Here is a 24,872-nt window from a genome sequence, read left to right as displayed (position 1 = left end):
AGCATGCTGGCGCGAGGCACCTGCACACTGTGCGCCTGGTCGGAGGCGCCCGTCAACCAGCCCGTCCCACCAGGTGGACATCGGTGTCCATTTCCGGCGTCCCGTCGAAGAGCCCGGGGTCGAACGCGTCGAGGAGGGGCCGCAGGTCGGCCAGGTCCACCGGGCGGCCCAGCAGCCAGCCCTGGACGTACCGGCACCGCATCTCCTGCAGCGCGTGCAGCTGCCCAGGGGTCTCGACGCCCTCCGCCACGACGTCCATGCCGAGCGTCCGCCCGAGGTCCACCACCGCCGCGACCAGCGCCGCGCCGCGGGGGTCGCCCTCGATGTCGGCGATGAACTCGCGGTCCATCTTCAGGACGTCGACCGGCAGCCGGGCGAGGTAGGCCAGGGACGAGTAGCCGCGGCCGAAGTCGTCCAGCGAGATGATGCAGCCCATCTCGCGCAGAGTCCCCAGGTCGCTCTCCAGCCGGTCCTCGGCGTCGAGGAGCACCGACTCGGTGACCTCGATCATGAGCCGGTCCGGGGCGAGCCCGGAGTCCGCGAGCGCCTGCGCCACGTCCGGCGCCAGGCAGCCGGCCTGCAGGTGGCGCACGGACACGTTGACGCCCAGCTTGAGATCGCGCCCCTCGGTGACGAGGCCGGCGAAGTCCGCGGTCGCCCGCCGCAGCACCCACTGCTGCAGCGGAACGATCAGCCCGTCGCCCTCGGCGAGGGCGATGAACTCGTCGGGCGGCACCGTGCCGAGGACCGGGTGGTCCCACCGCACCAGCGCTTCCAGGCCCAGGATCCGGCGCTCCTCGACGCCGGCGACCGGCTGGTAGACGACGCGGAACTGGCCCTGCTCGATCGCCTCGGGGAGGTCGTGGGCGAGCCGGGCCCGCCGGCCCATCGCGGTGTCGACCGCCTGGCCCGCGGTGCGCACGCAGCTCTTGCCGGCGGCCTTGGCGGCGCGCAGCGCGACGTCCGCCCGGCGGATCGTGGCGGAGGTCTCGTCGGCCGCGTCCAGCTCGGTGACGCCGATGCTGCCCGAGATGTCGAAGACCACGCCGTCGGTGTGGGCGGCGGTGCCGACCGCCGGCCGGACGGTGCGGAGGTCGGCGACGATCCGCTCGGCGAGCGCGGTGGCCTCCTCCAGCCCGTCGGCGACGAGCACCGCGAACTCGTCGCCGCCGAGGCGGCCCACGAGGTCGCCGTCGCGGACGTTGGCCCGCAGCCGCTCGGCGACCTGGACGAGCAGGTGGTCGCCCGCCTCGTGCCCGGCGACGTCGTTCACCGGCTTGAAGCCGTCGAGGTCGAGGAGCAGGAGGCTGGCCGACTGCCCCTTCGCCACGCGCGTCCGGGCGGCGGACAGGCCGGCCATGAGGCGGGCGCGGTTGGGCAGCCCGGTGAGGAAGTCGGTGTAGGCCAGCCGCTCGAGCTCGCGCTGGCTGGAGCGCCGCTCGGTGACGTCGCGCAGGTGCAGCACCAGGCCGTCGCGCAGGGCGGTGCCGGGCACACCGGCGCGCGCGGCTCCGGTGATCTCGACGTCGCGCCACCCGCCGTCCTGCGTCCGGAGCCGGACCGTGGCCGGCAGGCCGTCGGCCGGCGCGCCGGACAGCACGGCCGAGGCCCGCTGGACCATGCCGCGGTCGTCGGGGTGCAGCAGCTCGGTGAGGTTGCGGCCGGTGAGGTCCTGCGACGACCAGCCGAGCTGGGTCCGGACGGCGCCGGAGAGCCAGGTGACCGTGCCGGTCGCGTCCACCACGGCCGTCACGTCCTCGGCGCTCGACACGAGCGCGCGGAAGTACGCCTCCGTCCGCTGCAGCCGCCCGGTGAGCCGGGCGCCGTCGCGGGCCCAGAGCAGCTGGCGGACGAAGCTCAGCCCCATCAGGCCGCCGAGGCCGATGCCCTCGAGCAGCGTCGGGGCGCGACCCCCGAACAGCTGCACGAGCACGAACCCCCCGACCGCGTACGCCGACACGGTGCTCAGGCAGAACCCGAGCAGCGGCAGGCCGCCGGAGGCCTCGAGCACCTCGGCCGGCTCGCCCGGGTCGGAGTCGACGGCGCGCACGGCGGTCGCGAGCATCGCCGTCCAGGCGACCACGGTGAGCACCTCGGAGAGCGTGCTGCCCAGGACGCGGCCGAGCGCGCCGGACACCGCGACCACGGTCATGGCCACGACGGACGCGAGCAGCCACGCGGCAGCGCGCCGGCGGGTCTCGTGCACCCGGGCCAGGGCGACCAGGCCGACGCCGCAGAGCAGGGCCCCCACTGCGGGGTAGCCGACGGTGATCAGCGCCGACGCGAGACCGTCGGTGCGCGCCACGACGTCGCGCAGGACCACGGCCCCGAGCAGCGCGACCGCCACGAGCACGACTGCGCCGTCGAGCAGGACGCGCGAGCCGATCCGGCGACCGGTGCTGGGCGGGAGGAGCAGGAGGCAGGCGGCGACGGCGGCCGGGACGGCCAGCAGGGTCGGCACGTCGCCCCAGTTGCCGCGCTCGGGGCCGCCCCAGGTGAACGTGGCCACGGCCTGCCCCAGCGCGAGGAGGGCGCCGGCCAGGCCGACGGCGCGCCACGGACGAGCCGACCGGGTCGGGAGCCGCCTCGCGTTGCGCAGGAGGACCGTCGCCGCGAAGCCCGAGGCGAGGCACAGCAGCGGCGCGGCGACCGCGGCCGCGACCGGGGGCGCGACCAGCCGCAGCCCCGTCATCAGGAGCGCGATCGCAGCGAGCAGGAGGTAGGCCGTCCGCGACCCGCGCCGGAGGGCGGAGGTCATCGGGCACCCACCAGACCCGGCAGCAGGACGTCGCCGCCGTCGGTGAGCAGCTCGAGGAAGCCGGTCAGGGACAGCGGACGGGAGATGACGAAGCCCTGCGCGAAGCCGCAGCCGAAGCCGGTCAGCGCGGCCAGCTGGGCGGTCGTCTCGACCCCCTCGGCGACGACGTCGAGCCCCAGCGCCCGGCCGATGCCCACGACCGACTCGCACAGCGCCCGGCTCTGCGGGTCGCGGTCGATCCGGGTGATCAGCGAGCGGTCGAGCTTCACGATGTCGATGGGCAGCCGCGTCAGGTGGGCCAGCGCCGACGACTGACCGCCGAACCCGGTGAGGGCCACGTGCACACCCATGAGCCGCAGGCTGGAGATGTCGAGGTGCAGCCGCTCGTCCTCGGCCCCGCCGGCCGGTGCGCCGACCTGGAGGACGAGGCGCTCGGCCGACAGCCCGGACCGGTCCAGGGCCGACTCCACGTCGCCGACGACGGTGCCGCCGGCGAGGTAGCCGGCCGACACCCGCATGCCGATGCGCAACGGAGCACCGCTCACGGGCAGAGCCGCGGCCGCGGTGGCGGCCTCCTCGAGGCCCCAGCGGACGAGCTCGCCGATCAGGCCCGCGCGCTCGGCGACCGGGATGAACTCGGCCGGCGCGATCTCGCCGAGGGTCCCGTGCCGCCAGCGCAGCTCGGCCTCCACGCCGGTGATCCGCTGCTGCTCGAGGGACACGATCGGCTGGAAGAGCAGGTAGAGCTCGTCGCGGCTCCGGGCGCCGCGCAGGTCGTGCCGCAGCCGCTCGCGGCGCGCGGCGGCGTCGCCGAGCGAGACGTCGTAGCGCCGGGCGGTGCCCTCCCCCGCCTCGTGGGCGGCGCGCACCGCGAGGTCGGCCCGCTCGAGGACGGCGTCGACGGCCGTGCCGGGCTCGATCGGCACCACGCCGATCCCGGCGGTGAGCTCGACGAGCCCCGCCTGCGTGACGATCGGCTGCTCGACCACGGACAGGCAGCGGTTGGCCAGGCGGTCGGCGTCGGCGTCGTCGCCCCGGGCCAGGACGGCGAAGGCGCCACCGCCGAGCCGGGCGACGGTGTCCTCGCCGCGGACCGTGGCGCGCAACCGGCGGGCGATCTCGGTCATCGCGGCGCTGACGGTGTCGCGGCCGGCGTTCTCGCGGACCGCGGCCAGCCCGACGAGCTCGATCATCAGGAAGGTCGACGGGGCGTCCTGGGGCTCGGTGAGCGTCGCCTGCAGGGTCGACAGCACCCCAACCTGGTTCGGCAGACCGGTCATGGGGTCGGTGTAGGCGATCCCCTGCAGCGCCTGCTCGCGGGCGTGCCGCTCGGTCATGTCGCGGCAGTGCAGGACGACGGCGCCGACGTCGGGGGCGCGGCGCAGGTCGGAGACGCCGGCCTCCAGGTAGCGCCACTCCCCCGCCGCGTCGGGCAGGCGGACGGTGAGCAGGCCCGTGTCGGCGGAGACCGGCGCCGAGAGGGCGCCGGCCGCCGGCAGCGCGGCCGTCAGGGCCGGGACGTCGTCGGGGTGGACGCACCCGAGCAGGGGCTGCCCCACCAGGCGGGTCGCGGCCTCGCCGAGGGCCCGGTCCAGCGCCGGGGAGGCCCAGGTGATGCGCAGGTCGTCGTCCAGGATGACGACGGCGTCGCCCGAGGACTGGACCACGGACCGGAAGTAGGACTCGCTGCGCCGCAGGCGGGCGGTGAGGCGGTTCTCCTCGCGCGCGGTCATCCACCGGTGCAGCGCGGCCAGCGCCACGCAGAAGACCAGGCCGGCGATCATCCCGCCGGTCGGGCGCTCACCGGTCAGCGCGACGCCGCCCACGCTCGCCACGGCGGCGAACAGCGCGAGGTGCGGGAGCACCTGCCCCAGGTCGAACGAGCGCCGTCCCTGGCGTCGCGGGCTGTCCTCGACGGGCCGGGCGTCCAGCAGGACGGCGAACGAGAGCAGCAGCAGGCCGGCGGCGACCGGGAAGCGCGCGGCGCCCAGGGGCACCGGCGAGCCGCCGAGCATCGCGGACGTGCTCAGGCCGCGGCCGGCGGTCAGCAGGGCCGTCCCGGCCAGGAGCACGACGGCCATCGTCCGACGGCTGGGCTCGACGACGCCCAGCGCCGTGAGCGCCGCGGCCATCGTGGCGGACGTGGTGAGCACCGCGGCGCCGAGCACCACGCGCTCGTCGAGGCCGAGCGCCGACCAGCGGCCGGCCGGGCCCACGACGAGCAGGCTGACCATGATCAGCGACGCGAACAGGAACAGGGCCACCTCGACGGCGGCGCGAGGGCGGGCGCGCAGCCCGCGGCAGTCGACCAGGCTGAGGATCGCGACGATGGCGATCAGGTAGCCGGGGACCGTCGGCACCCAGCGGAGGACCGCCATCTGGACGGGTTCCACCGGGGCGGCGATGGCCGCGACGAGCGCGGCGGCCACCGGGAACAGGGGTGCGGCGGCGAACAGCCGCCAGGCCCGGGGTCGGGCCGTGCGCGGTGCGGTGGTCCACAGCACGGCCGCGGCGAGCACGCCGGCGCCCACGACGGCGATCTCACCGGCGGCGTGCAGGGCGGGTCGCGCCGCGGCCAGGGCGCACCCGAGGGCGACCGGCACAGCGGCGGCGAGCAGCCACCATCGACGAGAGTCCACACCGTCCTCTCGGCAGCGTCACCGGGGAGGACGAGCCGCCCCCGGACGCCGTCACCCGTCGGGGTGACGCGCCCGGAGCCGGTGACCGGGAGTGACCGGGCCCCCGGTCAGCCGCAGATGGCGCCCTGCGCCGCCGATCCGACGAGCTTGGCGTACTTGCCGAGCACGCCGGTGGTGTAGCGCGGCGGCAGCGGCTCCCAGCCGACCTTCCGCCGGGCCAGCTCGTCGTCGTCCACGAGCAGGTCGAGCGTGCGGGCCGCGAGGTCCAACCGGATCCGGTCGCCGTCCCGGACGTACGCGATCGGGCCGCCGTCGGCCGCCTCGGGCGCGACGTGGCCGACGCACAGGCCCGTCGTCCCGCCGGAGAACCGGCCGTCGGTGAGCAGCAGGACGTCCTTGCCGAGGCCCGCGCCCTTGATCGCCCCGGTGACGGCGAGCATCTCGCGCATGCCCGGACCGCCGCGGGGGCCCTCGTACCGGATGACGACGACGTCGCCGGCCTTCAGCGTGCCCTCGGTGACGGCGTCCATCGCGCCCTGCTCGCCGTCGAAGACACGCGCGGTGCCCTCGAAGACCTCGGCGTCGAACCCGGCGGACTTCACGACCGCGCCCTCGGGTGACAGCGAGCCGCGCAGGATGGTGAGGCCACCGGTCTTGTGGATGGGGTTGTTCATCGCGTGCACGATCGTGCCGTCGAGGTCCGGCGGCGCGATCTCGGCGAGGTTCTCGGCCATGGTCCTGCCGGTGACGGTGAGCGTGTCGCCGTGCAGCAGCCCGGCGTCCAGCAGCGCCCGCAGGACGACCGGGACGCCGCCGACGCGGTCGATGTCGGTCATCACGAACCGGCCGAAGGGCTTGACGTCGGCCAGGTGCGGGGTGCGGTCACCGATGCGGTTGAAGTCGTCGAGCGTGAGGTCGACCCGCGCCTCGTGCGCGATGGCCAGCAGGTGCAGGACGGCGTTGGTCGAGCCGCCCAGCGCCATGACGACGGTGATGGCGTTCTCGAACGCCTCCTTCGTCATGATCTGGCGGGCGGTGATGCCCTTGCGGAGCAGGTTCACGACCGCCTCGCCGGAGGCGACGGCGAACGCGTCGCGGCGGCTGTCGGGCGCCGGCGGCGCGGCGCTGCCGGGCAGCGCCATGCCGAGCGCCTCGGCGACGCTGGCCATCGTGTTGGCGGTGTACATGCCGCCGCAGGAACCCTGGCCGGGGCAGGCGGCCTTCTCGATGGCGGTGAGCTCGTCGCGGCTGATCAGCCCGCGCGCGCAGGCGCCGACGGCCTCGAAGACGTCGATGATCGTCAGGTCGTCGCGGTCGCCGAGCTTCCCGGGCAGCGTGGAGCCGGAGTAGAGGAAGACGCTGGCCAGGTCGAGGCGCGCGGCGGCCATGAGCATGCCGGGCAGCGACTTGTCGCAGCCGGCCAGCAGGACCGAGCCGTCCAGCCGCTCGGCGAACATGACGGTCTCGACCGAGTCGGCGATGACCTCGCGGGAGACCAGCGAGGCGCGCATGCCCTCGTGGCCCATGGAGATCCCGTCGGAGACGGAGATGGTGCCGAACTCGAGCGGGAAGCCGCCGGCCGCGTGGACCCCCTCCTTGGCCCGCTTGGCCAGCCGGTCCAGCGACAGGTTGCACGGGGTGATCTCGTTCCAGGACGACGCGACGCCGATCTGCGGCTTGCTGAAGTCCTCGTCCTGCATGCCGACGGCGCGCAGCATGGCGCGCGCGGGGGCCTTGGCGTCCCCGTCGGTCACCTCGCGGCTGCGGGGCTTCAGGTCGGCGGTGCCACTGCCTGCGGGGCGTTCCTCGAGCGTCGTCACGAGCGCCGATGCTAGGCCGGTCGCCGGCGACGACAAGGAGTGCGTCGATACTGGTACCGGTACCACCACCGAACGGAGCCGCCCGTGCCGTCCACCGCCCGCCGAGAGCTGGCCGACTTCCTCGCCTCCCGGCGTCGCCAGCTCGACCCCCGTGAGTCCGGCCTGCCCACCGGTGGCGCCCGCCGCACACCGGGGCTGCGCCGCGAGGAGGTCGCGCTGCTGTCGGGCGTGAGCCACACCTGGTACACGTGGCTCGAGCAGGGCCGCGACATCCGGCCCTCCCGGCAGGTGGTCGACGCCCTGGCCCGGACGCTGCGGATGTCGCCGGCCGAGCACGAGTACGTCTTGCGACTGGCCGGGCACGGCGGCTCCGTCGCCACCAGCGCTCCCGAGGCGATGCCGTCCCACGTGCAGCGGCTCGTGGACGCGCTCGGCTCCTCCCCCGCCTACGTCATCACGTCGAGCTGGTCGATCGTCGGGTGGAACCGCGCCTACGAGCGGTTCTACCCCGGGGTCGCGGCGTGCCCGGCCGAAGAGCGCAACCTCCTCTGGCTGGTGTTCACCGATCCGGCCGTCCGCGAGCTGCTGGGCGACTGGGCCACCGACAGCCGGCGGTTCCTCACCCAGTTCCGCGCGGAGGTCGGCCCGCGGCTCGCCGACCCGGAGGTGGTCGAGCTCGTCGCCCGGCTGGAGGAGGCCAGCCCGCACTTCCGGTCCGGCTGGGCCAGCCACGACGTCGACAGGTTCAGCTCCGGCGAACGCCGGTTCGAGCACCCCGGGGTAGGGACCCTCCTGCTCGAGCACCACCAGCTCACCCCCGCCGACGCGCCGGGTCTCCAGCTGGTCGTCTACACCGCGGCGGAGGGCACGGACTCCGCGGCGAAGCTCGCCCGCATGACGGCCGATGCCTGACGAGCCGCGCGTGCGGGGCGGTCTGGGAGGATCGGCAGACGTGGCCGCCTCTGTCCGTCTCCGGATGAACCGGACCGCGCTGCTGCCCGTCGGCCTGCTCGCGATCTGCGCGGTCCCGCTGGCCTTCGCCGCGCCGCCGTGGACCCTCGTCCTGCTGCTGATCCCGCTCGCCGTCGCCCTGTGGGTGCTGCGGGTCGGCGTCGACATCGCCGACGACGGGCTGACCGTGCGCTCCCTGGCCGGTGAGCGCCGGGTGCCGTGGACCGAGCTCGTGGGCATCCGGGTGGCGCCCCGCGGTGACCTCTGGCTGGTCACCACCGGCGGCACCGAGGTGAAGATGCCGGTGATGCGGGCCCGCGACCTCCCCCGCCTCGCGGCCCTGTCGGGCGGCCGGATCGACGTCCCGGAACCTCCGGCTCAGTAGCTGCCGACGACGTTCGCCAGCGGCTGCCCGGTCAGGATCCGCTCGACCTGGTCGGTGACGGCGGCCGCCGCACGGGCGTTGGTCTCGGGCACCGCTCCCCCGACGTGCGGCGTGAGCAGCAGGCCAGGCGCCTCCCACAGCGGGTGCCCCTCGGGCAGCGGCTCGGGGTCGGTCACGTCGAGCGCGGCTCGGAGGCGGCCGGCCCGGAGCTCGGCCAGCAGCGCGTCGGTGTCGACGACCACCCCCCGGGCGGCGTTGACCAGGAGCGCGCCGTCGGGCATCGCCGCGAGGAAGCCGGCGTCGACCATGCCGGTGGTCTCCGAGGTCACGGGGACGACGACGATCACGACGTCGGCGTGCGGGAGCAGGGCCGGCAGCTCGTCGATGGCGTGCACCCCGTCCCGGGCGGTCCGGGCGACGTAGGTCAGCCGCACGTCGAAGCCGGCCAGCATGCGGCCGATGGCGCGGCCGATGTCACCGGCGCCCACCACGAGGACGCGGGCGCCGACCAGCGACCGGTGCGTCGTGAAGGTCCACCGCCCCGCCTCCTGCTCCCGCACGAAGAACGGGATGCCGCGCTGCGCCGCCAGCGCGGCGGTGACCGCCCACTCCGCCGTCGACGGCGTGTGCGCGCCGCGGGCGTTGCAGAGCAGGATGCCCTCGGGCAGCCGGCCGGCGAAGGTCTCCGCCCCGGCGCTGAGCAACTGGACCAGCCGGAGCCCCGGGAGCGCGTCGAAGAAGTCCTGCCCCGGCAGCGCGGCGCCGCCCGACCGCGGCACCCACACCTGCGCGAGCGCGGCGTCCCCGGTCGGAGGGCCGTCGGCCGCGTCGATCCGGTGCGCGCGGACGCGCGGGGACACCGCCTCGACGGCCGCCGCGATCGCCCGCGAGGGCACGAGGACGTGGAGGGTCTCGTCGGGGTCCAGCGGCAGGCGCGGCACGCCCGGACTCTAGGCGGCGCCCCCTCCGGCGCACGTACTGTGATCCGGGTGGGACGACGGTCGGGACGGCGCACCGCGCGGCTGCTCGCCGTGGTGCTGGCCGCCGCCGTCCTGACCGGCTGCGGGGACGACGGCTACGAGCCGAGCGGCCCGTTCCGCCCGCTCCCCGAGGGCGCGCCGCCGGAGGTGGGCCCACCGTCGTCGCAGGCCCCGGTCCCCGGACAGCCGGCGGAGCCGGGCTCCGGCGAGGAGGGCGGCGACCCCAACGTCGTCGCGTCCGGGCTCGCGGTGCCCACCGGGCTGGTCGTGCTCCCCGACGGGAGCGCGATCGTCGGCGAGCGGGACACCGGCCGCCTGCTGCAGGTGTTCGCCGACCGGTCCCCGCCGCGCGAGCTCATGACCGTGCCCGGCATCGACACCGCCGGGGACGGCGGGCTGCTCGGGCTGGCCGCGTCGCCGACGTACCTCGAGGACGGGCTGCTCTACGCCTACGTCTCCACCGCGACCGACAACCGGGTGGTGCGCTTCCCGCTCGGCGGGACGCCGAACCCGGTGTTCACCGGCATCCCGCGCGGCGAGCGGCACAACGGAGGCGGTCTGGTCTTCGGGCCCGACGGCCACCTGTTCGTCGGCACCGGCGACGCGGGCGACCCGGCCGTGGGGCAGGACCCGAACTCGCTCGGGGGCAAGGTGCTGCGCATCGACGTCTTCGGCCGGGCGGTGGGCCCCACCCCCGTCTACAGCCGCGGGCACCGCGACGTGACGGCCCTGTGCCAGGTGGTCGTCGCCGACGAGGAGGCCCAGGAGGAGCCGGTGGCCACCCTCTACGCCACCGACGACGCCGCCGAGGGGCCCGACGCGGTCGACCTGGTCACCGAGGGCGCCGACTACGGGACCGTGGCACCGCTGATCGAGGTGCCGGCCGAGGAGGGCGGGCCGGGCGGGTGCGCCGCGGCCGGCGGGGCGGTGTTCCTGGGCGCGCTGGACGGCCAGCGGATCCACGCGTTCGCCCTCGACGGCACCGGCGCGGTCGTCGGCGACCCGGAGGAGTTCCTGGGCGGGCAGTACGGCCGGCTGCGCACCGTCGTCCTCGACGCCGAGGGCGCCCTGTGGATCACCACGTCCAACCGCGACGGCATCGGGACCCCGGTCGCGGAGGACGACCGCGTGCTCCGGATCCTCCCGCCGTCCGCCGCGGGGACCTCCCCGTTGTGACTGTGCGCTGGTCCACCTTTCGGGGCTGCTGAGAGGTGGACCAGCGCACAACCGCTCACGCGGTGAGGCGCTCCTCGAGCATGCGCTTGACCGTGGCGGCGTCGGCCTTGCCGCGCGTCGTCTTCATGACCGCACCGACCAGCGCGCCGATGGCCTGCACCTTGCCGCCGCGGACCTTCTCGGCGACGTCCGGGTTGCCCTCGATGGCGGCGTCGACGGCCGCGACCAGCTCGTCGGACTCACCCATGACGGCGAGCCCGCGCGCCTCGACCACCGCGGCGGGGTCGCCCTCGCCGGCCAGCACGCCGTCGAGCGCCTGGCGCGCCAGCTGGTCGTTGATGGTGCCGGCGGAGATCAGCCCGATGAGCTGGGCGACCTGCGCGGGCGTGATGGCCAGCTCGGCCAGGTCGGTGCCGGCGTCGTTCGCGCGGCGGGCCAGCTCGCCGAGCCACCACTTGCGGGCGTCGGCGGGCGAGGCCCCCGCGGCGACGGTGTCGCTGACCAGCTCGACGGCGCCGGCGTTGACCAGCCAGGCCATCTCGGTCGGCGAGATGCCCCACTCGTCGGAGAGCCGGGCGCGCCGGGCGGCGGGCAGCTCCGGCAGCGTGGCGCGGAGCTTCTCCACCCACTCCTCGTCGGGAGCGACGGGGACGAGGTCGGGCTCGGGGAAGTACCGGTAGTCGGTCGCCTCCTCCTTGCTCCGGCCCGGCGAGGTGGTGCCGGTGTCCTCGTGGAAGTGCCGGGTCTCCTGCGTGATGGTGCCGCCGCCGTCGATGACCGCCGCCTGGCGGCGCATCTCGAACCGGACCGCCCGCTCCACCGAGCGCAGCGAGTTGACGTTCTTCGTCTCCGTGCGGGTGCCCCACTCCAGGCTGCCGATCGGCGCGATGGAGGTGTTCACGTCGCTGCGCAGGTTGCCCTGCTCCATGCGCACCTCGGAGACCCCGAGGGCGAGCAGGATCTCGCGCAGCTCCGTGACGTAGGCCCGCGCCACCTCGGGCGCCTTGGCCCCGGCGCCCAGGATCGGCCGGGTGACGATCTCCACCAGGGGGATGCCGGCGCGGTTGTAGTCGATCAGCGAGTGGTCGGCGCCGTGGATGCGCCCGGTGGCCCCGCCGACGTGCAGGTTCTTGCCGGTGTCCTCCTCGAGGTGCACCCGCTCGATCTCCACCCGGTAGGTCTCGCCGTCGACCTCGACGTCGAGGTGCCCCGCGGTGCAGAGCGGCTCGTCGTACTGGGTCGTCTGGAAGCCCTTGGGGATGTCCGGGTAGAAGTAGTTCTTCCGCGCGAACCGGCACCACGTGGCGATCCGGCAGCCCAGCGCCAGGCCGATCCGGATCGTCGACTCGATGGCCATCGCGTTGGCCACCGGCAGCGAGCCGGGCAGGCCCAGGCACACCGGGCAGGTCTGGGTGTTCGGCTCGGCCCCGAACGTGGTCGAGCAGCCGCAGAACATCTTCGAGGCGGTGCCGAGCTCGACGTGCGTCTCGAGGCCGATCACCGGCTCGTAGCGGGTGAGGACCTCGTCGAAGTCGACCAGCGTGTCGGTGCTCACGAGGTGGGGCCCTCCTTGCGGGTGGGACGGTCCGGGGTGGTGCGCAGCGCGAAGGCGGCGGCCGCCCCCGTGAGCACCCCGAGGACGACGAAGACGGTGAAGACGGGGCGGCCGCTGGCGATCCAGCCGATGACGCCGACCACGACCACGAAGACCGTGAGGCCCCAGGCGAGCTTCAGCGCGCCGTTCACGCCGCACCCTCCACGGGCTCGGCGACGCGGGCCGGCAGCTGGTCGAGGAAGCGCGAGCCGCGGGCGGCGTCCTGCGCGGCCTCGAGAGCGGCGGCGACGCGGTAGCAGCGGTCGTCGGCGAGCGCCGGGGCCATGATCTGGAAGCCCACGGGCAGGCCGTCGGAGAGCCCGCACGGCACCGAGATCGCCGGCACGCCGGCCAGGCTGGCCGGCAGCGTGCAGAGGTCGGCGGCGTACATGGCGACCGGGTCGTCGACCCGGGAGCCCAGCGGGAAGGCGACCGTCGGCGTGGTGGGGCTGACGAGGACGTCGACCCCGGTCCCCTCGGCGTCGAAGGCGGCGTTGAAGTCGCGGCTGATCAGCGTGCGCACCTTCTGCGCCTGCCCGTAGTAGGCCTCGTAGTAGCCGCTGGACAGGGCGTAGGTGCCCAGGATGATGCGGCGCTTCACCTCGGGGCCGAAGCCCTGCTCGCGGGTGAGCGCCATGACCTCGTCGAGGTCCCGGGCGCCGTCGTCCCCCACCCGCAGCCCGTACCGGACGCCGTCGAACCGGGACAGGTTGGACGACGCCTCGCTCGGCGCGATCAGGTAGTAGGCCGGCAGGGCCAGGTCGAAGGCCGGGCAGGAGACCTCGCGGACCTGCGCGCCCAGGCTCTCCAGCAGCGCGACCGCCTCGGTGAACCGGTCGAGCACACCCTGCTCGTAGCCGTTGGTGTGGCCCTCGCCGCCGAGCTCGCGGACGACGCCGATCGTCAGCCCGGACAGGTCGCCGTCGGCACCCCGGCGGGCGCACTCGGCCAGCACCGGGAGCGGGGCGTCGATGCTCGTGGAGTCCAGCGGGTCGTGGCCGCCGATCGCCTCGTGCAGGAGCGCCGCGTCGAGGACCGTGCGCGCCATCGGGCCCGCCTGGTCGAGGCTGGACGAGAAGGCGATCAGCCCGAACCGGGACACCGACCCGTAGGTCGGCTTGTGCCCGACGAGGCCGGTCAGGGCCGCCGGCTGCCGGATCGAGCCGCCGGTATCGGTGCCGATCGCCCACGGGGCCAGGCCGCCGGCGACCGCGGCGGAGGAGCCGCCGGAGGACCCGCCGGGGATCCGCTCGGGGTCCCACGGGTTGCGGGTCACGCCGTAGGCGGAGTTCTCCGTGGACGAGCCCATGGCGAACTCGTCCATGTTCGTCTTGCCGAGCAGCACGGTGCCGGCGGCCTTGAGCCGGGCGGCGACGGTGGCGTCGTAGGGCGGCTTCCAGCCCTCGAGGATCCGCGATCCGCTCGTGGTCGGGATGCCCTCGGTGACGACGACGTCCTTCAGCGCCACGGGGATGCCGGCCAGGCCGGTGCCGGCGTCGCCGGAGGCGTCCACGGCGGCGGCGCGCTCGAGCACGGCCTCGCGGTCGACGTGCAGGTAGGAGCCGAGCGTGCCGTCGGTGGCGGCGATGCGGTCGAGGTAGGCCTCGGCGATCCCGGCCGCGGTGGCGCCGTCCTGGAGCGCGGCCTGCAGCTCGGGGACGGTCATGCCGGTGACGTCGGAGGTGGTCACGCCTCCTCCCCCAGGATGCGCGGCACGCGGAAGCGACCGTCCTCGGCGGCGGGCGCGCCGGCGAGCACGACCTCGCGGGGCAGGCTCGGCCGCACGGCGTCCTCGCGGAAGACGTTGGTCATCGGCACCGCGTGCGTGGTGGGCGGCACGTCCTCGACGGGGGCCTTCTGCACCTGGGCGACCGCGTCCAGGACGGCGGACAGCTGGCCGGCGTAGAGGTCCAGCTCCTCGTCGGTCACCGCCAGGCGCGACAGGCGCGCCAGGTGGGCGACGTCCTTGCGGGAGAGCGTGCTCATGCTGGGGTGGAACTCCACTTCGCAGTGCTCGGCGGCCCTGGGTCTCGGCCGCGTACGTGACCCAGCCACTCTACGTGGGGCCCGCGCGAGGGCCTCCGCTGCGGAACCGGCGTGAGAGGCTGCACCCGATCGCGATCGACGGAGATCGAACAAGGACCCCGAGGACGACCCGGAGGAACCGTGTCCTATCTCCTGCGCCTGGTGGTGCCCGACAAGCCGGGCATCCTGGGAGCCGTCGCGACCGCGCTCGGCACCGCGGGCATCGACATCGTCTCGCTCGACGTGCTCGAGCGCGGCAACGGCGTGGCCGTGGACGACGTCGTCGTCGACCTGCCTCCCGGCCGGCTGCCCGACAGCCTGATCACCGCCGCGCAGGCGGTCACGGGGGTGTCGGTCGAGTCGCTGCGGCCCTTCGCCGGGCCGCTGGACACCCACCGCGAGCTGGACCTGCTCGACGCGCTCGCACGGGCCGCGGAAGGCACCTCGGCGAAGCTCCTGGCCGCGGAGCTGCCGCGGGTCTTCCACAGCGGCTGGGCCGTGGTCCTGTCGGCGACCGCGGAGTCGTGGGAGGTCGCCGCCGCCTCGGAGGCCGCGCCGTCGTTCGAGGGGCTGGAGCTGCCCTGGATGCCGCTCGCCGGCCCGCGGCTGCTGCCCAGCGAGGACGACTGGCTGCCCGAGCGCTGGCGGGAGATGGCGATCGAGATGATGGCCGCCCCCTACGGCGGGCCGGGGTGCGCGGTGGTGCTCGGCCGGTCCGGCGGCCCGGCGTTCCGGCGCTCGGAGCTGCTCCGGCTGGCCCACCTGACCGGCATCGCCACGACGGTGGCCACGCTCCCGCCCGCCTGACGCCACCGGGGCGGTTCCGCTCGCGCCCGGGATGCGGTGCAATCGCACCGAGGCGAGCGAGTGGGTGGCGAGGATGCGACTCGGCGATGTGCTCGACGCGGCCCGTGGCCGCACGTTCGTCGGCCGCGCCCGGGAGCTGGCGGCCTTCTCCGACTCGCTGGCCGGGCGGTCGCCCCGGCGCGTCTTCCTGGTGCACGGCGTGGGCGGCATCGGCAAGTCGATGCTCCTCGGCGAGTTCCGCGCCCGAGCGCTGGCAGCGGGCCGGCCCGCCCTCCTCATCGACGGCCGGGAGGTCGATCCCTCGCCGGACGGCGTCCGCGCCGCACTCGCCCGCGCGCTGCCCGGGACGCCGGTCGACGACCTCCCGGGGCTGGCGCTGCTCGTCGACCACTACGAGCAGCTGGGCCCGACCGACGAGTGGCTGCGCCGGGAGCTCCTCCCCCGGCTGGCCGACGACGCCGTGGCGGTGCTCGCCGGCCGCGACGCACCCGACCCCGCCTGGCGACGCCTTCCCGGGTGGCCGGAGTTCGGTGCGGCCCTGCGGCTGGACGCGCTGACCGACGCCGAGAGCGGGGACTTCCTCGTCCGCGCCAGGGTGCCGGTCGAGCGGCACGCCGGGCTCGTCCCGCTGTCCCGGGGGCACCCGCTCGCGCTGGCCCTGCTGGCCGAGACGGCGGCGGACGGACCGTTGCCCGCGGCCCTGGCCGACGCCCCGGACCTCGTCTCGGCGCTGCTGGAGTGCGTCGTGAGCCAGGTCCCCGGCGAGGCGCACGCGGTGGGGCTCGCCACCTGCACGGTGGCGTGGTCGACCACCGAGGACCTGCTGGCCGAGACCGTCGGCGAGGCCGCACCCGAGGTGTGGGACTGGCTGGCCCGGCAGCCCTACGTCGCCCGCGCCCAGCGCGGCCTGGTCCTGCACGACCTGGCCCGCGACGTGCTGACCGCGGAGCTGGAACGGCGCTCACCCGAACGGCAGCGGCGGCTGCACCGCATCGTCCACGACCGGGTGGTCCACGAGATCCGCACGGCCGCCGGGCCCGACCACCAGCACCCGGCGCAGCAGCTGCTGTTCCTGCACCGGCACAGCCCGCTGACCAGCACGATCGGGACGCTGCGCAGCCGCGGGTCGGCCGCCGTCGTCCCGGGCTCCGCCGAGGACCACCCGGCCGTGCTGGCGCTGGTCGAGCGGTTCGCCGGGCCGGCCGGCGCGGCGCTCGCCCGCGGCTGGCTCCGCGACGTCCCCGAGGGGCTGCAGGTGGTGCGGCAGTCCGACGGCCTGTCCGCCTTCGCCCTCAGCTTGCTGGTGCCCACCGGCTCGCCCCTCGAGCGCGACGACCCGGCCGTGCGGGCGGTGCTGGAGCACGCCGCACGCACGTCACCGCCGCGACCCGGCGAGCTGGTCCACGTCATGCGCTTCATGGGCGGCACGCAGGAGTACGAGCGCGACCCCTACGCCGTCCTGGTCTCGTCGGTCGTCGCGCTGACGACGTGGCTGACTCAGCCCCTCGCGTGGTCGTTCACGGCGCCGGTGGACCCGGAGTTCTGGGGGCCCTTCTTCGACTACCTCGGGATGAGCCGGGTCGCCGAGGTCGCCGTGGGCGGGCGGACCTCGGTGCTCTACGGGATGGACTGGCGGCGGCTGCCGGTCGACAGCTGGATGGACATGATGAACGACCGGGAGCGGACCGGGGCCTCCGGTCCGCCGCCGGCGCACCTCCTGCGACCCGCCCCGTTGACCCGCGAGGCCTTCACCGAGGCGGTCCGCACGGCGCTGCGCGACCTGCACCGGGACGACCGGTTCCGGGCCGGCCCGCTGTTCGGCTCCCGGCTCGCGCTCGGGCCCGAGGGCGCCGACCCGGCGCGGCTGCGGTCCGCCCTGGAGCGGGGCGTCGCCGCGCTGGGCCGGCAGCCCCGCGGCGCCGAGCTGCGACGGGTGCTGGACCGCACGTTCGTCCGGCCGGCACCGACCCAGGAAGCGGCCGCCGAGGTCCTGGGCCTGCCGTTCAGCACGTACCGCCGACATCTGGCCACCGCGCTGGCGGAGCTCACCGAGCTCCTGTGGGCGGCGGAGATCGGGGCCATCTCCCTGCCGGAGGACCGGCCGCCGGCCGGTGCGGGCAGGAACTGAGCACCGATCGGGCACCGTCCGGCCTGGAGACCGGGCACCTCCCGTCACCACCCTCTCGGCACACCCCCGAGAGAGGAGACGGACATGGCCACGGTGGTGGTGCTCGGAGCCGGCATGAACGGGCTGACGACGGCGATGCTGCTGGCGCGGGACGGGCACGAGGTGACAGTCCTCGAGCGGGACCCGGACCCGCCGGGACCCGAGCCGTGGGCGGGCTGGCAGCGCCCCGGCGTGAGCCAGTTCCGGCAGCTGCACTTCGTCCTGCCGCGCTGGCACCGGGAGATGGAGGAGTCGCTCCCGGAGGTGGTCGACGAGCTGGTCGCGAGGGGCGGGCGCCCGCTCAACATGATCGCGATGCTGCCCGAACGGGTGCGCGGAGCGCTGCGCGAGGACGACCGCCAGTACGACACCGTCACCGCGCGGCGGCCGGTGCTCGAGGCCGCCGTCGCGGCGGTGGCCGACCGGACGCCGGGGCTCGCGGTCGTGCGCGGTGCCGGCGTCGCCGGACTGGCGACCGGGCAACCGGTCCTCCCCGGGGCGCCCCACGTCGAGGGCGTGCGGCTGGCCGACGGGACGACGGTGCGAGCCGACCTGGTGGTCGACTGCACCGGCCGCAAGTCGCGGCTGCCCGAGTGGCTGGCCGCCGCGGGGGCGCGCAGGCCCGTCGAGGAGCGCGAGCCGGCCGGGTTCGTCTACTACGGGCGTCACTTCCGCGGTCCCGCGGACGCGCAGCCCGCCGTCCTGACCCGGCTCCTGCAGCACTACGACTCGCTGACCCTGGTGACCCTCCCCGCCGACGACGGCACCTGGGCAGTCGGCCTGGTCACCGGATCCGCGGACCGGCAGCTGCGGGCGCTGCGCGATCCGGACGTCTGGCAGGCGGTGCTCTCCCGCTACCCCCTGGCCGCGCACTGGGGCTCGGGCGCCCGCGGGGCCGAGCCGATCACCGGCGTGGACGTGATGGCCGGGCTGGAGGACCGCCGCCGGCGGTTCGTCGTCGACGGCGAGCCGGTGGCGACCGGGGTCGTCGCCGTGGGCGACTCCTGGGCCTTCACCAACCCGGCGCTGGGCCGCGGCCTGTCGATCGGCCTGGTGCACGCGCGGGCGCTGCAGCACCTGCTGCGCGAGGTGCCCGCGGTCGAGGCGGAGAAGCTGGTCCGCCGCTTCGACGAGGTGACCGCCGCCGAGGTCGAGCCGCTGTACCGGATGACGCTGGCCTTCGACCGGCACCGCCTGGCCGAGCTGGCCGGCGACGCCAGCGGTGTGCCGTACGAGACCGACGACCCCGGCTGGGCCATGACCCGGGCCCTGACCGCGGCGGGTGCGGTCGACCACGACGCCGTGCGGATGGGCACGAGCATCGGCGCCCTCCTCGCGACGCCGGCCCAGCTGTTCGCCGACCCCGCGGTAGCCGGGCGGATCATGACCCTCGGCGCGGGCGCCCCCCGCTACCCGCTGCCCGGCCCCGACCGCGCCGAGCTGCTGGCCGTTCTGGGGAGTTAGACGGGGAGCTGGGGACGGACCTGCTCGGCGAGCACCTCCAGCTGCCGGCGGGGATCGCGGACCGGCCACAGCACCACCTGCCGGGCGCCTGCGGCCGCGTACGCGATCAGCAGGTCGACGCAGTGCCGCGGGCTCCCGACGGGCAGCTGCGCGGCCAGCTCGTCGGGGTCGCGGCCCAGCAGCGGGGCGAGGATCTCGCGGAGCACGTGGGCCGCGGCACCGGCGTCGTCGGTGACGTAGGACCAGGCGGTGGCGACGGCGTCGGGGAAGGTCGCGGGATCCCTGCCCGCCGCCGCCAGGTGCCCGTCCAGCCGGGCGCGGGCGTCGGCGAACCGCTCCGGCGTCGTGTTGTAGGCGGACGCGAACCAGCCGTCCGCGGCCTCGGCCATGCGGCGGAGCCGGAGGTCCGATCCCCAGCTGCCGAACCAGACCTCCGGCGCCCTCGCCGGGAGCGGGTCGAGCCGGAGCCCTCCGGCGCGGTACCAGGCGCCGTCGGCGGCCGGCTCACCGCGCAGCAGCGCGCGGACCAGGCGCAGCGCCTCGTCGAAGCGCGCCCAGCGCTCCTCGAACGGCACCCCGACGGCGCGGTAGTCGTCGGCGGAGGACCCGGGACCGAGACCGGCGACGACGGGGCCCTCGGAGACCACCGCGAGCGAGGCGATCGCCTTGGCCAGCACGACCGGGTGCCGGACGGCGGGCAGGGCGATGGTGGTCGCCAGGGTCATCCGGCCGGCGCTGCCGACGACGCTCGCCAGCGTCGTCGGACCGTCCAGCCACGGGCGGCGCCACACGAGGTGGTCGTTGGCCGAGACGAGCGCGAAGCCGAGGTCGCGCGCCTCTGCGGTGTAGGCCCGGAGCTCCGCACCGCTCGGCAGGCCCTGGCCCAGGTCGGCCAGCGGCAGGTGCACACCGAGGTCCATGGCCGCACCGCCTCCCGGATCGCGCGGTCGTCAGCCCCCGTCGCCGATCGTCGCCACCTCGCGGGCGGCGTCGGGACCATCCTCCAGCAGGACGCGGAATCCGTCGTCGTCCAGGATCGGGGCCTTCACCTGGACCGCCTTGTCGTACTTGCTGCCCGGATCGGCGCCGACGACGACGAAGCCGGTCTTCTTCGAGACCGAGCCGGTGACCTTGCCGCCCCGCTCCTGGATGGCCGCGGTCGCCTGGTCGCGGCTGTAGTCGCGCAGCGAGCCGGTGACGACGACGGTGACGCCGGTGAGCGGCCCCGGTCCGGCGTCCTCGCCCTCGTCGGCCATGCGGACGCCGGCGGCGCGCCACTTCTCGACCAGCTCGCGGTGCCAGTCGACGTCGAACCAGTCGCGGATCGACCTCGCGATGGTCGGCCCGACGCCGTCGGCGGCCGCGAGCTCCTCCTCGGACGCCTCGATGATCCGGTCGAGCGAACGGAAGTCACGGGCCAGCGCCTGGGCGGCCGTCGGCCCGACGTGCCGGATGGAGAGGGCAACCAGGACCCGCCAGAGCGGGACGTCCTTGCGGGTCTGCAGGTTGGTGAGCAGCTTCGCCCCGTTGGCCGAGAGGGTGCCGTCCTTCTTCGTGAAGAAGGACGAGCGCTGCAGCTGCTCCTGGTCGAGGAAGAACAGGTCGCCCTCGTCCTGCAGGAGATGGCTCTGGAGCAGCGCGATCGCCGCCTCGTAGCCGAGGTTCTCGATGTCGAAGGCCCCCCGGCCGGCGACGTGGAAGACCCGCTCCCGGAGCTGCGCGGGGCACGATCGAGAGTTCGGGCAGCGGATGTCGGCGTCGCCCTCCTTCTCCGGCCGCAGCTCCGTGCCGCACTCCGGGCAGTGCGTGGGCATGACGAACTCGCGCTCGTCGCCGGTGCGGGCGGCCACGACGGGGCCGAGCACCTCCGGGATGACGTCGCCGGCCTTCCGGATGACGACGGTGTCCCCGATGAGCACGCCCTTGCGCTTGACCTCGCTGGCGTTGTGCAGCGTGGCCAGCTGGACCGTCGAGCCGGCCACCTTCACCGGCTCCATGTAGGCGAAGGGCGTGACGCGGCCGGTCCGGCCGACGTTGACGCGGATGTCGAGGAGCTTGGTGGTCGCCTCCTCCGGCGGGTACTTGAAGGCGATCGCCCAGCGGGGTGCGCGCGAGGTGGACCCGAGCCGGCGCTGCAGGGCGTACTGGTCGACCTTCACCACGACGCCGTCGATCTCGTGCTCGACCGAGTGCCGCTGCTCCTTGGTCGCCTCGATGTAGGCCCAGACCGCCTCCAGGTCGTCCACCACGCGGTACCGATCGCTCACCGGGAGGCCCAGCTCGCGGAGCCGGTCGTACGCCGCCGACTGGCGGTCGACGTCGAAGCCGCGGTGCGCGCCGACGCCGTGCACGACCAGGCGCAGCGGGCGGGAGGCGGTGACCTTCGGGTCCTTCTGCCGGAGAGAGCCGGCGGCCGCGTTGCGGGGGTTGGCGAACGGCGCCTTCCCGGCCTCCACCAGGCCGGCGTTGACGTCGGCGAAGCCGGCCACCGGGAAGTAGATCTCGCCGCGGACCTCGAGCAGCTCGGGGACGTCGTCACCGGTCAGCTGCTGCGGGACGTTCTCCATGGTGCGGACGTTGGCGGTGACGTCCTCCCCCGTCGTCCCGTCGCCCCGGGTGGCCGCCCGGACCATGCGGCCGTTCTCGTAGACGATCGCGACGGCGACGCCGTCGACCTTCAGCTCGCACAGGTAGCTCGCCCCGGCGGCGCCCTCGCGTTCCACACGAGCCGCCCACGCGGAGAGCTCGTCGCTGGAGAACGCGTTGTCGAGGCTCTGCATGCGCTCGAGGTGCTGCACCGGCGCGAAGGTCGCCTCGGCGGTGAACCCGCCGTTGACCTTCTGGCTGGGCGAGTCCGGCGTCACCAGCGCCGGGTGCGCCGCCTCGATCGCCTTGAGCTCGTTCATGAGCTCGTCGTACTGGCCGTCGCTGACCAGCGGCTGATCGCGCACGTAGTACGCGAACGCGTAGCGGTCCAGCTCCTCCGACAGGTCCCGGTGCCGCGTCCGCGCGTCGTCGGGGACCTCGGTGACGTCCTCGCGGTCCGTCGCGGCGGCGACCTCGGGGGTGTCGAGCTCGGCCGTCTCGTCGATGGGCGTGGTGCTCACAGGGCAGACCGTATCCGGCGGGTACGACGGTCAACCGGCTGTTCCCCCGGGAGGGGCTACTCCGGCTGGAGGTACTTCGCGGCCTCGCGGACGTGCGCCATCGCCGAGCGCGCGTAGGCCGGTGTGGCGCCCGCCAGCCCGCAGGCCGGCGTCAACGTCACCGCCCCGGCGAGGTCGTCGGCGGGGAAGCCGAGTTCGCGCCACCACGCCTGCACGCGGGACGCCGTCGCCTTGGGTGGCGGCAGCGTGGTGTCGGTGCCGGGGACGACGCCCGGGAACAGGTGCGTGCCGGCGTCGATCGCGGTGCCGACGGCGTCGAGGTCCTGCACGAGGCCGAGGTCGAACGAGAGCCCGGCAGCCCCGGCGGCCCGGAAGAGGTCGAGCGGCATCCGCGGCGCGCAGCAGTGCACGACGACCGGGACGCCGAGCGCACCGATGAGCTCGGTCAGCTCCTGCTCGACGACGGTCGCCTCGACGGCCGGAAGCTTGCCGAAACCGCTGGCGGTGGGCAGGGCGCCCTGGAGGACGGCGGGGACGGACGGCTCGTCGAGCTGGACGACCACCCGGGCGCCCGGCACACGGGCCCGGACGGCGGCCACGTGCTGGGCCAGGCCCTCGGCGAGGGACTGCGCCAGGTCGCGCCGGGCGCCCGCGTCGACGACCGCTCGGTCGCCGCGGGTGCGCTCGAGACCCGCCGCCAGGGTCCACGGGCCCGCGGCCTGCACCTTGAAGGGACCGTCCCAGCTGTCGGCGACGTCGTACAGGGCGTCCAGGTCCCGCGCGAGGAACTCCCCAGCGCGCCGCTGGTCGATGCCGCCCCGCGGGACCAGCCGCCAGCCGGCGGGGGTCAGGTCGACGGCGAGGTCGACGAGGAGGGCCGCGGTCCGGCCGATCATGTCGGCCCCGGCCCCGCGACCGGGCAGCTCGGGCAGGTGCGCGAAGTCGGGCAGCTCGCCGACGACCAGCCGCACCGCCTCGGCGGCGTCGGTACCGGGCAGCGACCCGACGCCGGAGGCCGGTCCCCACGTCGTGGGGACCGGCCTCTGGTCGCCGTGCTCGGAGCTCACGCGGCGACGTTAGCCGCCACGTGTCGCCGGTCGGTCAGCCCACCTGGGTGCCGTGGTTCGCCGGCGGAGGGCCGATCGGCGAGTTCGCCGCGATGTAGGCCTCGAGGGCATCGACGTCGACCGGCCCGGTCACGTAGTTCGTGCCGTTGCGGAACTCGGTGAAGCCGTCCTGGCCGGCAGCGAGGAAGGAGTTCACCGCGATGCGGTAGTTCGCCGCCGGGTCGATGGTGACCCCGTTCAGCGTGATCGAGTTGTCCGGCACCCGCTCGCCGTAGGGCTTGCTCAGGTCGTAGGACCAGGCGAAGCCCTCGCTCGTGCCGAACGTCAGCCGGGTCCCGCGGGGACCGGCGTTGTTCGGGCCGGCCGCACCGTCCGGGTCCTGCTGGTACTGCTGCTCCAGCAGGTTGTCCAGCGTGGCACCGGACACCGTCATGGCCCCGGTGTAGTTGCCGAACGGCTGGACGGCGAACACCTCGGCATAGGTGACCTCACCGGCGAGGATGTTCGCCCGGACGCCGCCGGGGTTCATGAGCGCGATCACCGGCCTGCCGTAGACGTCGGACTGCAGCGCCTCGAGCTGGGCCTGCGCGATCAGGTTGCCGATCGGCTGCTCGAAGGGCCGCTGGGCCGATGCCGAGTTCATGATGTCCGCCGTCGCCGAACCGACGACGCGGCTGCCGGTCACGGCCGACTTCGCGACCCAGTAGTCGACGATCGCCTGCACGTCCGCGTCCGACTCGGTGCGGGTGACCGGGACGTTGGTGGCGCCGTAGGCGGCGCCGGTGCGGATGACGTCACCGGTGCGGCCGTCCAGGGTCAGCCGGATGTCGGAGACCAGACGGCCGTAGTAGCCCGCCGAGGTGACCAGGCGGGGCTGACCGCCGGGCACCGCCAGCGTGCAGTCGTAGGCGGAGTGGGTGTGCGCGCTGACGATGAGGTCGACCGCGTTCGCGATGCGGTTGTTGATGTCGACGATCGGGCCGGTCAGGGTGTCGCAACCGTTGGGGTTGGCCTTCTGCGACCCGGTCTGCTCACCGCCCTCGTGCACGAGGACACCGATCGCCTCGACGCCGCGGCGCTGCAGGACCGGGACCCACTTGTTCACGGCCTCGGCCTCGTCGATGACGCGCACGTCGGCGATGCCGGCCGCGTCGACGATGGACGGCGTCGTCTCGGTGACCACGCCGATCAGGGCGATCTTCCTGCCACCCGGGATGTCGAAGACCTGGTACGGCGGCAGCGCCGGCTGGCCGGTCGCGCGGTCGAGCACATTGGCGGCCAGGTACGGGAACTCCGCGCCGTGGAAGTCGTGGCCCTCGCCGTTGCCGAAGCAGCCGTCGGTGCCGACGACGAACGGCTCGCCCTCCAGCGTCTCGGGGCAGGCCACGACGTCGTCGGTGTAGGTGCCATCGGTGGCACCGGAGATCCGGCGGAGCTCCTCGGAGCCGCGGTCGAACTCGTGGTTGCCGACGGAGGAGACGTCCATCCCCATCGCGTTGAGGATCTCGATGGTCGGCTCGTCCTTGAAGACGGCCGACTCGAACGGCGTCGCGCCGACGAGGTCGCCGGCGCCCACGAAGTACGAGCCCGACTTGTGGCTGTTCTGGGCGGCGAACGACGACTGCAGCCGCTCGACGGTGGCCGCGACGTTCGCGGAGCCGCCGACGATCTCGACGACGTCGTCCGGGGTGCCGTAGACACCGTCGGGGCCCGGCGCGGTGATCTGCTGCGAGTCGGCGCCCGCCGTGTTCGCGATCCGCCCGTGGAAGTCGTTCATCGCGATCAGCTGGACGTTGACGGGGTCCTTCGGCTTGGGAGCCGCGGACGCCGTGGTGGGGGCGGCGACGAGGCCGACCGTCGTGGCGGCCGCGACGGCGGCAGCCAGCGAGAGGCGCGTTCTGCGCAAGGGGGTCCTCCGAGGACATGCGGGAA

General features: G+C 74.9%; 18 protein-coding genes. 6 read left to right on the top strand and 12 right to left on the bottom strand.

Features of this window, described 5'->3' with window-relative positions:
• Positions 1-52: 52 nt before the first annotated feature.
• The 3 genes from ACI78T_RS09620 to ilvD form a co-directional block, all read right to left on the bottom strand.
• Positions 53-2,758, bottom strand: coding sequence for a putative bifunctional diguanylate cyclase/phosphodiesterase (locus ACI78T_RS09620; protein WP_456557873.1), 2,706 nt, complete (start codon positions 2,756-2,758; stop codon positions 53-55).
• On the bottom strand, positions 2,755-5,397 hold the full coding sequence (locus ACI78T_RS09615; protein WP_456557872.1) for a putative bifunctional diguanylate cyclase/phosphodiesterase: 2,643 nt from the start codon (positions 5,395-5,397) through the stop codon (positions 2,755-2,757). Before ACI78T_RS09615 ends, ACI78T_RS09620 begins: the two co-directional genes overlap by 4 nt.
• Before the next feature lie 107 nt (positions 5,398-5,504).
• Positions 5,505-7,217, bottom strand: a complete 1,713-nt coding sequence (gene ilvD, locus ACI78T_RS09610) for a dihydroxy-acid dehydratase (protein WP_456557871.1) — start codon at positions 7,215-7,217, stop codon at positions 5,505-5,507.
• Between the two features lie 84 nt (positions 7,218-7,301).
• Here ilvD and ACI78T_RS09605 point away from each other — a divergent pair, with 84 nt between their 5' ends.
• Both ACI78T_RS09605 and ACI78T_RS09600 read left to right on the top strand, forming a co-directional pair.
• A complete protein-coding gene (locus tag ACI78T_RS09605) occupies positions 7,302-8,129 on the top strand; it encodes a helix-turn-helix transcriptional regulator (RefSeq protein ID WP_456557870.1) in 828 nt (275 codons plus the stop codon).
• Positions 8,130-8,169: 40 nt separating this feature from the next.
• The gene (locus ACI78T_RS09600) at positions 8,170-8,553 is read left to right on the top strand and encodes a PH domain-containing protein (RefSeq protein ID WP_456557869.1); all 384 of its coding nucleotides are present in this window, start codon (positions 8,170-8,172) and stop codon (positions 8,551-8,553) included.
• On the opposite strand, the gene ACI78T_RS09595 is transcribed toward ACI78T_RS09600, so the two are convergent.
• Positions 8,547-9,494 (bottom strand): 2-hydroxyacid dehydrogenase, encoded by a 948-nt coding sequence (locus tag ACI78T_RS09595; RefSeq protein ID WP_456557868.1) that lies wholly within the window; start codon positions 9,492-9,494, stop codon positions 8,547-8,549. The two genes, ACI78T_RS09600 and ACI78T_RS09595, sit on opposite strands and share 7 nt — an antisense overlap.
• A 48-nt stretch (positions 9,495-9,542) precedes the next feature.
• Between ACI78T_RS09595 and ACI78T_RS09590 the strand changes: the two genes are divergently transcribed.
• Positions 9,543-10,709 (top strand): PQQ-dependent sugar dehydrogenase, encoded by a 1,167-nt coding sequence (locus ACI78T_RS09590; protein WP_456557867.1) that lies wholly within the window; start codon positions 9,543-9,545, stop codon positions 10,707-10,709.
• A gap of 55 nt (positions 10,710-10,764) precedes the next feature.
• Here ACI78T_RS09590 and gatB read toward each other — a convergent pair whose 3' ends face one another.
• The 4 genes from gatB to gatC are packed head-to-tail and all read right to left on the bottom strand — an operon-like array spanning position 10,765 to position 14,289.
• Entirely contained in the window at positions 10,765-12,264 is a 1,500-nt protein-coding gene (gene gatB, locus ACI78T_RS09585) for an Asp-tRNA(Asn)/Glu-tRNA(Gln) amidotransferase subunit GatB (protein WP_456557866.1), read from the bottom strand.
• Positions 12,261-12,455: a hypothetical protein gene (locus ACI78T_RS09580; protein WP_456557865.1), complete on the bottom strand. Its 195-nt coding sequence runs from the start codon at positions 12,453-12,455 to the stop codon at positions 12,261-12,263. Before ACI78T_RS09580 ends, gatB begins: the two co-directional genes overlap by 4 nt.
• Positions 12,452-13,993, bottom strand: a complete 1,542-nt coding sequence (gene gatA, locus ACI78T_RS09575) for an Asp-tRNA(Asn)/Glu-tRNA(Gln) amidotransferase subunit GatA (RefSeq protein WP_456557864.1) — start codon at positions 13,991-13,993, stop codon at positions 12,452-12,454. The genes ACI78T_RS09580 and gatA overlap by 4 nt, the downstream gene beginning before the upstream one ends.
• On the bottom strand, positions 13,990-14,289 hold the full coding sequence (gene gatC / locus ACI78T_RS09570; protein ID WP_456557863.1) for an Asp-tRNA(Asn)/Glu-tRNA(Gln) amidotransferase subunit GatC: 300 nt from the start codon (positions 14,287-14,289) through the stop codon (positions 13,990-13,992). The genes gatA and gatC overlap by 4 nt, the downstream gene beginning before the upstream one ends.
• A gap of 180 nt (positions 14,290-14,469) precedes the next feature.
• Between gatC and ACI78T_RS09565 the strand changes: the two genes are divergently transcribed.
• The 3 genes from ACI78T_RS09565 to ACI78T_RS09555 all read left to right on the top strand — a co-directional run bounded on the left by ACI78T_RS09565 (position 14,470) and on the right by ACI78T_RS09555 (position 18,766).
• Complete coding sequence (locus ACI78T_RS09565; protein WP_456557862.1) at positions 14,470-15,135, top strand: ACT domain-containing protein; 666 nt, start codon at positions 14,470-14,472, stop codon at positions 15,133-15,135.
• 73 nt (positions 15,136-15,208) lie between these two features.
• Positions 15,209-17,263: a hypothetical protein gene (locus ACI78T_RS09560; protein ID WP_456557861.1), complete on the top strand. Its 2,055-nt coding sequence runs from the start codon at positions 15,209-15,211 to the stop codon at positions 17,261-17,263.
• A gap of 84 nt (positions 17,264-17,347) precedes the next feature.
• Positions 17,348-18,766: an FAD-dependent oxidoreductase gene (locus ACI78T_RS09555; RefSeq protein WP_456557860.1), complete on the top strand. Its 1,419-nt coding sequence runs from the start codon at positions 17,348-17,350 to the stop codon at positions 18,764-18,766.
• Here the strand turns inward: ACI78T_RS09555 and ACI78T_RS09550 are convergent.
• Genes ACI78T_RS09550 through ACI78T_RS09535 form a run of 4 tightly spaced genes read right to left on the bottom strand, consistent with a single transcriptional unit; the run spans position 18,763 to position 24,846 of the window.
• Positions 18,763-19,686 carry an LLM class flavin-dependent oxidoreductase gene (locus ACI78T_RS09550; RefSeq protein WP_456557859.1) on the bottom strand — a complete coding sequence of 308 codons (924 nt, stop codon included), beginning with the start codon at positions 19,684-19,686 and terminating at the stop codon, positions 18,763-18,765. The genes ACI78T_RS09555 and ACI78T_RS09550 overlap by 4 nt on opposite strands.
• 30 nt (positions 19,687-19,716) lie before the next feature.
• On the bottom strand, positions 19,717-21,873 hold the full coding sequence (gene ligA, locus ACI78T_RS09545; protein WP_456557858.1) for an NAD-dependent DNA ligase LigA: 2,157 nt from the start codon (positions 21,871-21,873) through the stop codon (positions 19,717-19,719).
• 56 nt (positions 21,874-21,929) lie between these two features.
• Positions 21,930-22,940, bottom strand: a complete 1,011-nt coding sequence (locus ACI78T_RS09540) for a methionine synthase (protein ID WP_456557857.1) — start codon at positions 22,938-22,940, stop codon at positions 21,930-21,932.
• 34 nt (positions 22,941-22,974) lie between these two features.
• Positions 22,975-24,846 (bottom strand): bifunctional metallophosphatase/5'-nucleotidase, encoded by a 1,872-nt coding sequence (locus ACI78T_RS09535; protein ID WP_456557856.1) that lies wholly within the window; start codon positions 24,844-24,846, stop codon positions 22,975-22,977.
• Positions 24,847-24,872 lie beyond the last annotated feature (26 nt).

The sequence above is a fragment of the Blastococcus sp. SYSU D00922 genome (assembly GCF_054050495.1).
This window is presented reverse-complemented; position numbering and strand designations above follow the sequence as displayed.

Excerpts from the sequence above, each read along its gene's own strand:
- ACI78T_RS09620 (WP_456557873.1), bottom strand. The coding sequence starts at position 2,758 with ATGACCTCCGCCCTCCGGCGCGGGTCGCGGACGGCCTACCTCCTGCTC.
- gatC (WP_456557863.1), bottom strand. The coding sequence starts at position 14,289 with ATGAGCACGCTCTCCCGCAAGGACGTCGCCCACCTGGCGCGCCTGTCG.
- ACI78T_RS09560 (WP_456557861.1), top strand. The coding sequence starts at position 15,209 with ATGCGACTCGGCGATGTGCTCGACGCGGCCCGTGGCCGCACGTTCGTC.
- ACI78T_RS09555 (WP_456557860.1), top strand. The coding sequence starts at position 17,348 with ATGGCCACGGTGGTGGTGCTCGGAGCCGGCATGAACGGGCTGACGACG.
- ACI78T_RS09550 (WP_456557859.1), bottom strand. The coding sequence starts at position 19,686 with ATGGACCTCGGTGTGCACCTGCCGCTGGCCGACCTGGGCCAGGGCCTG.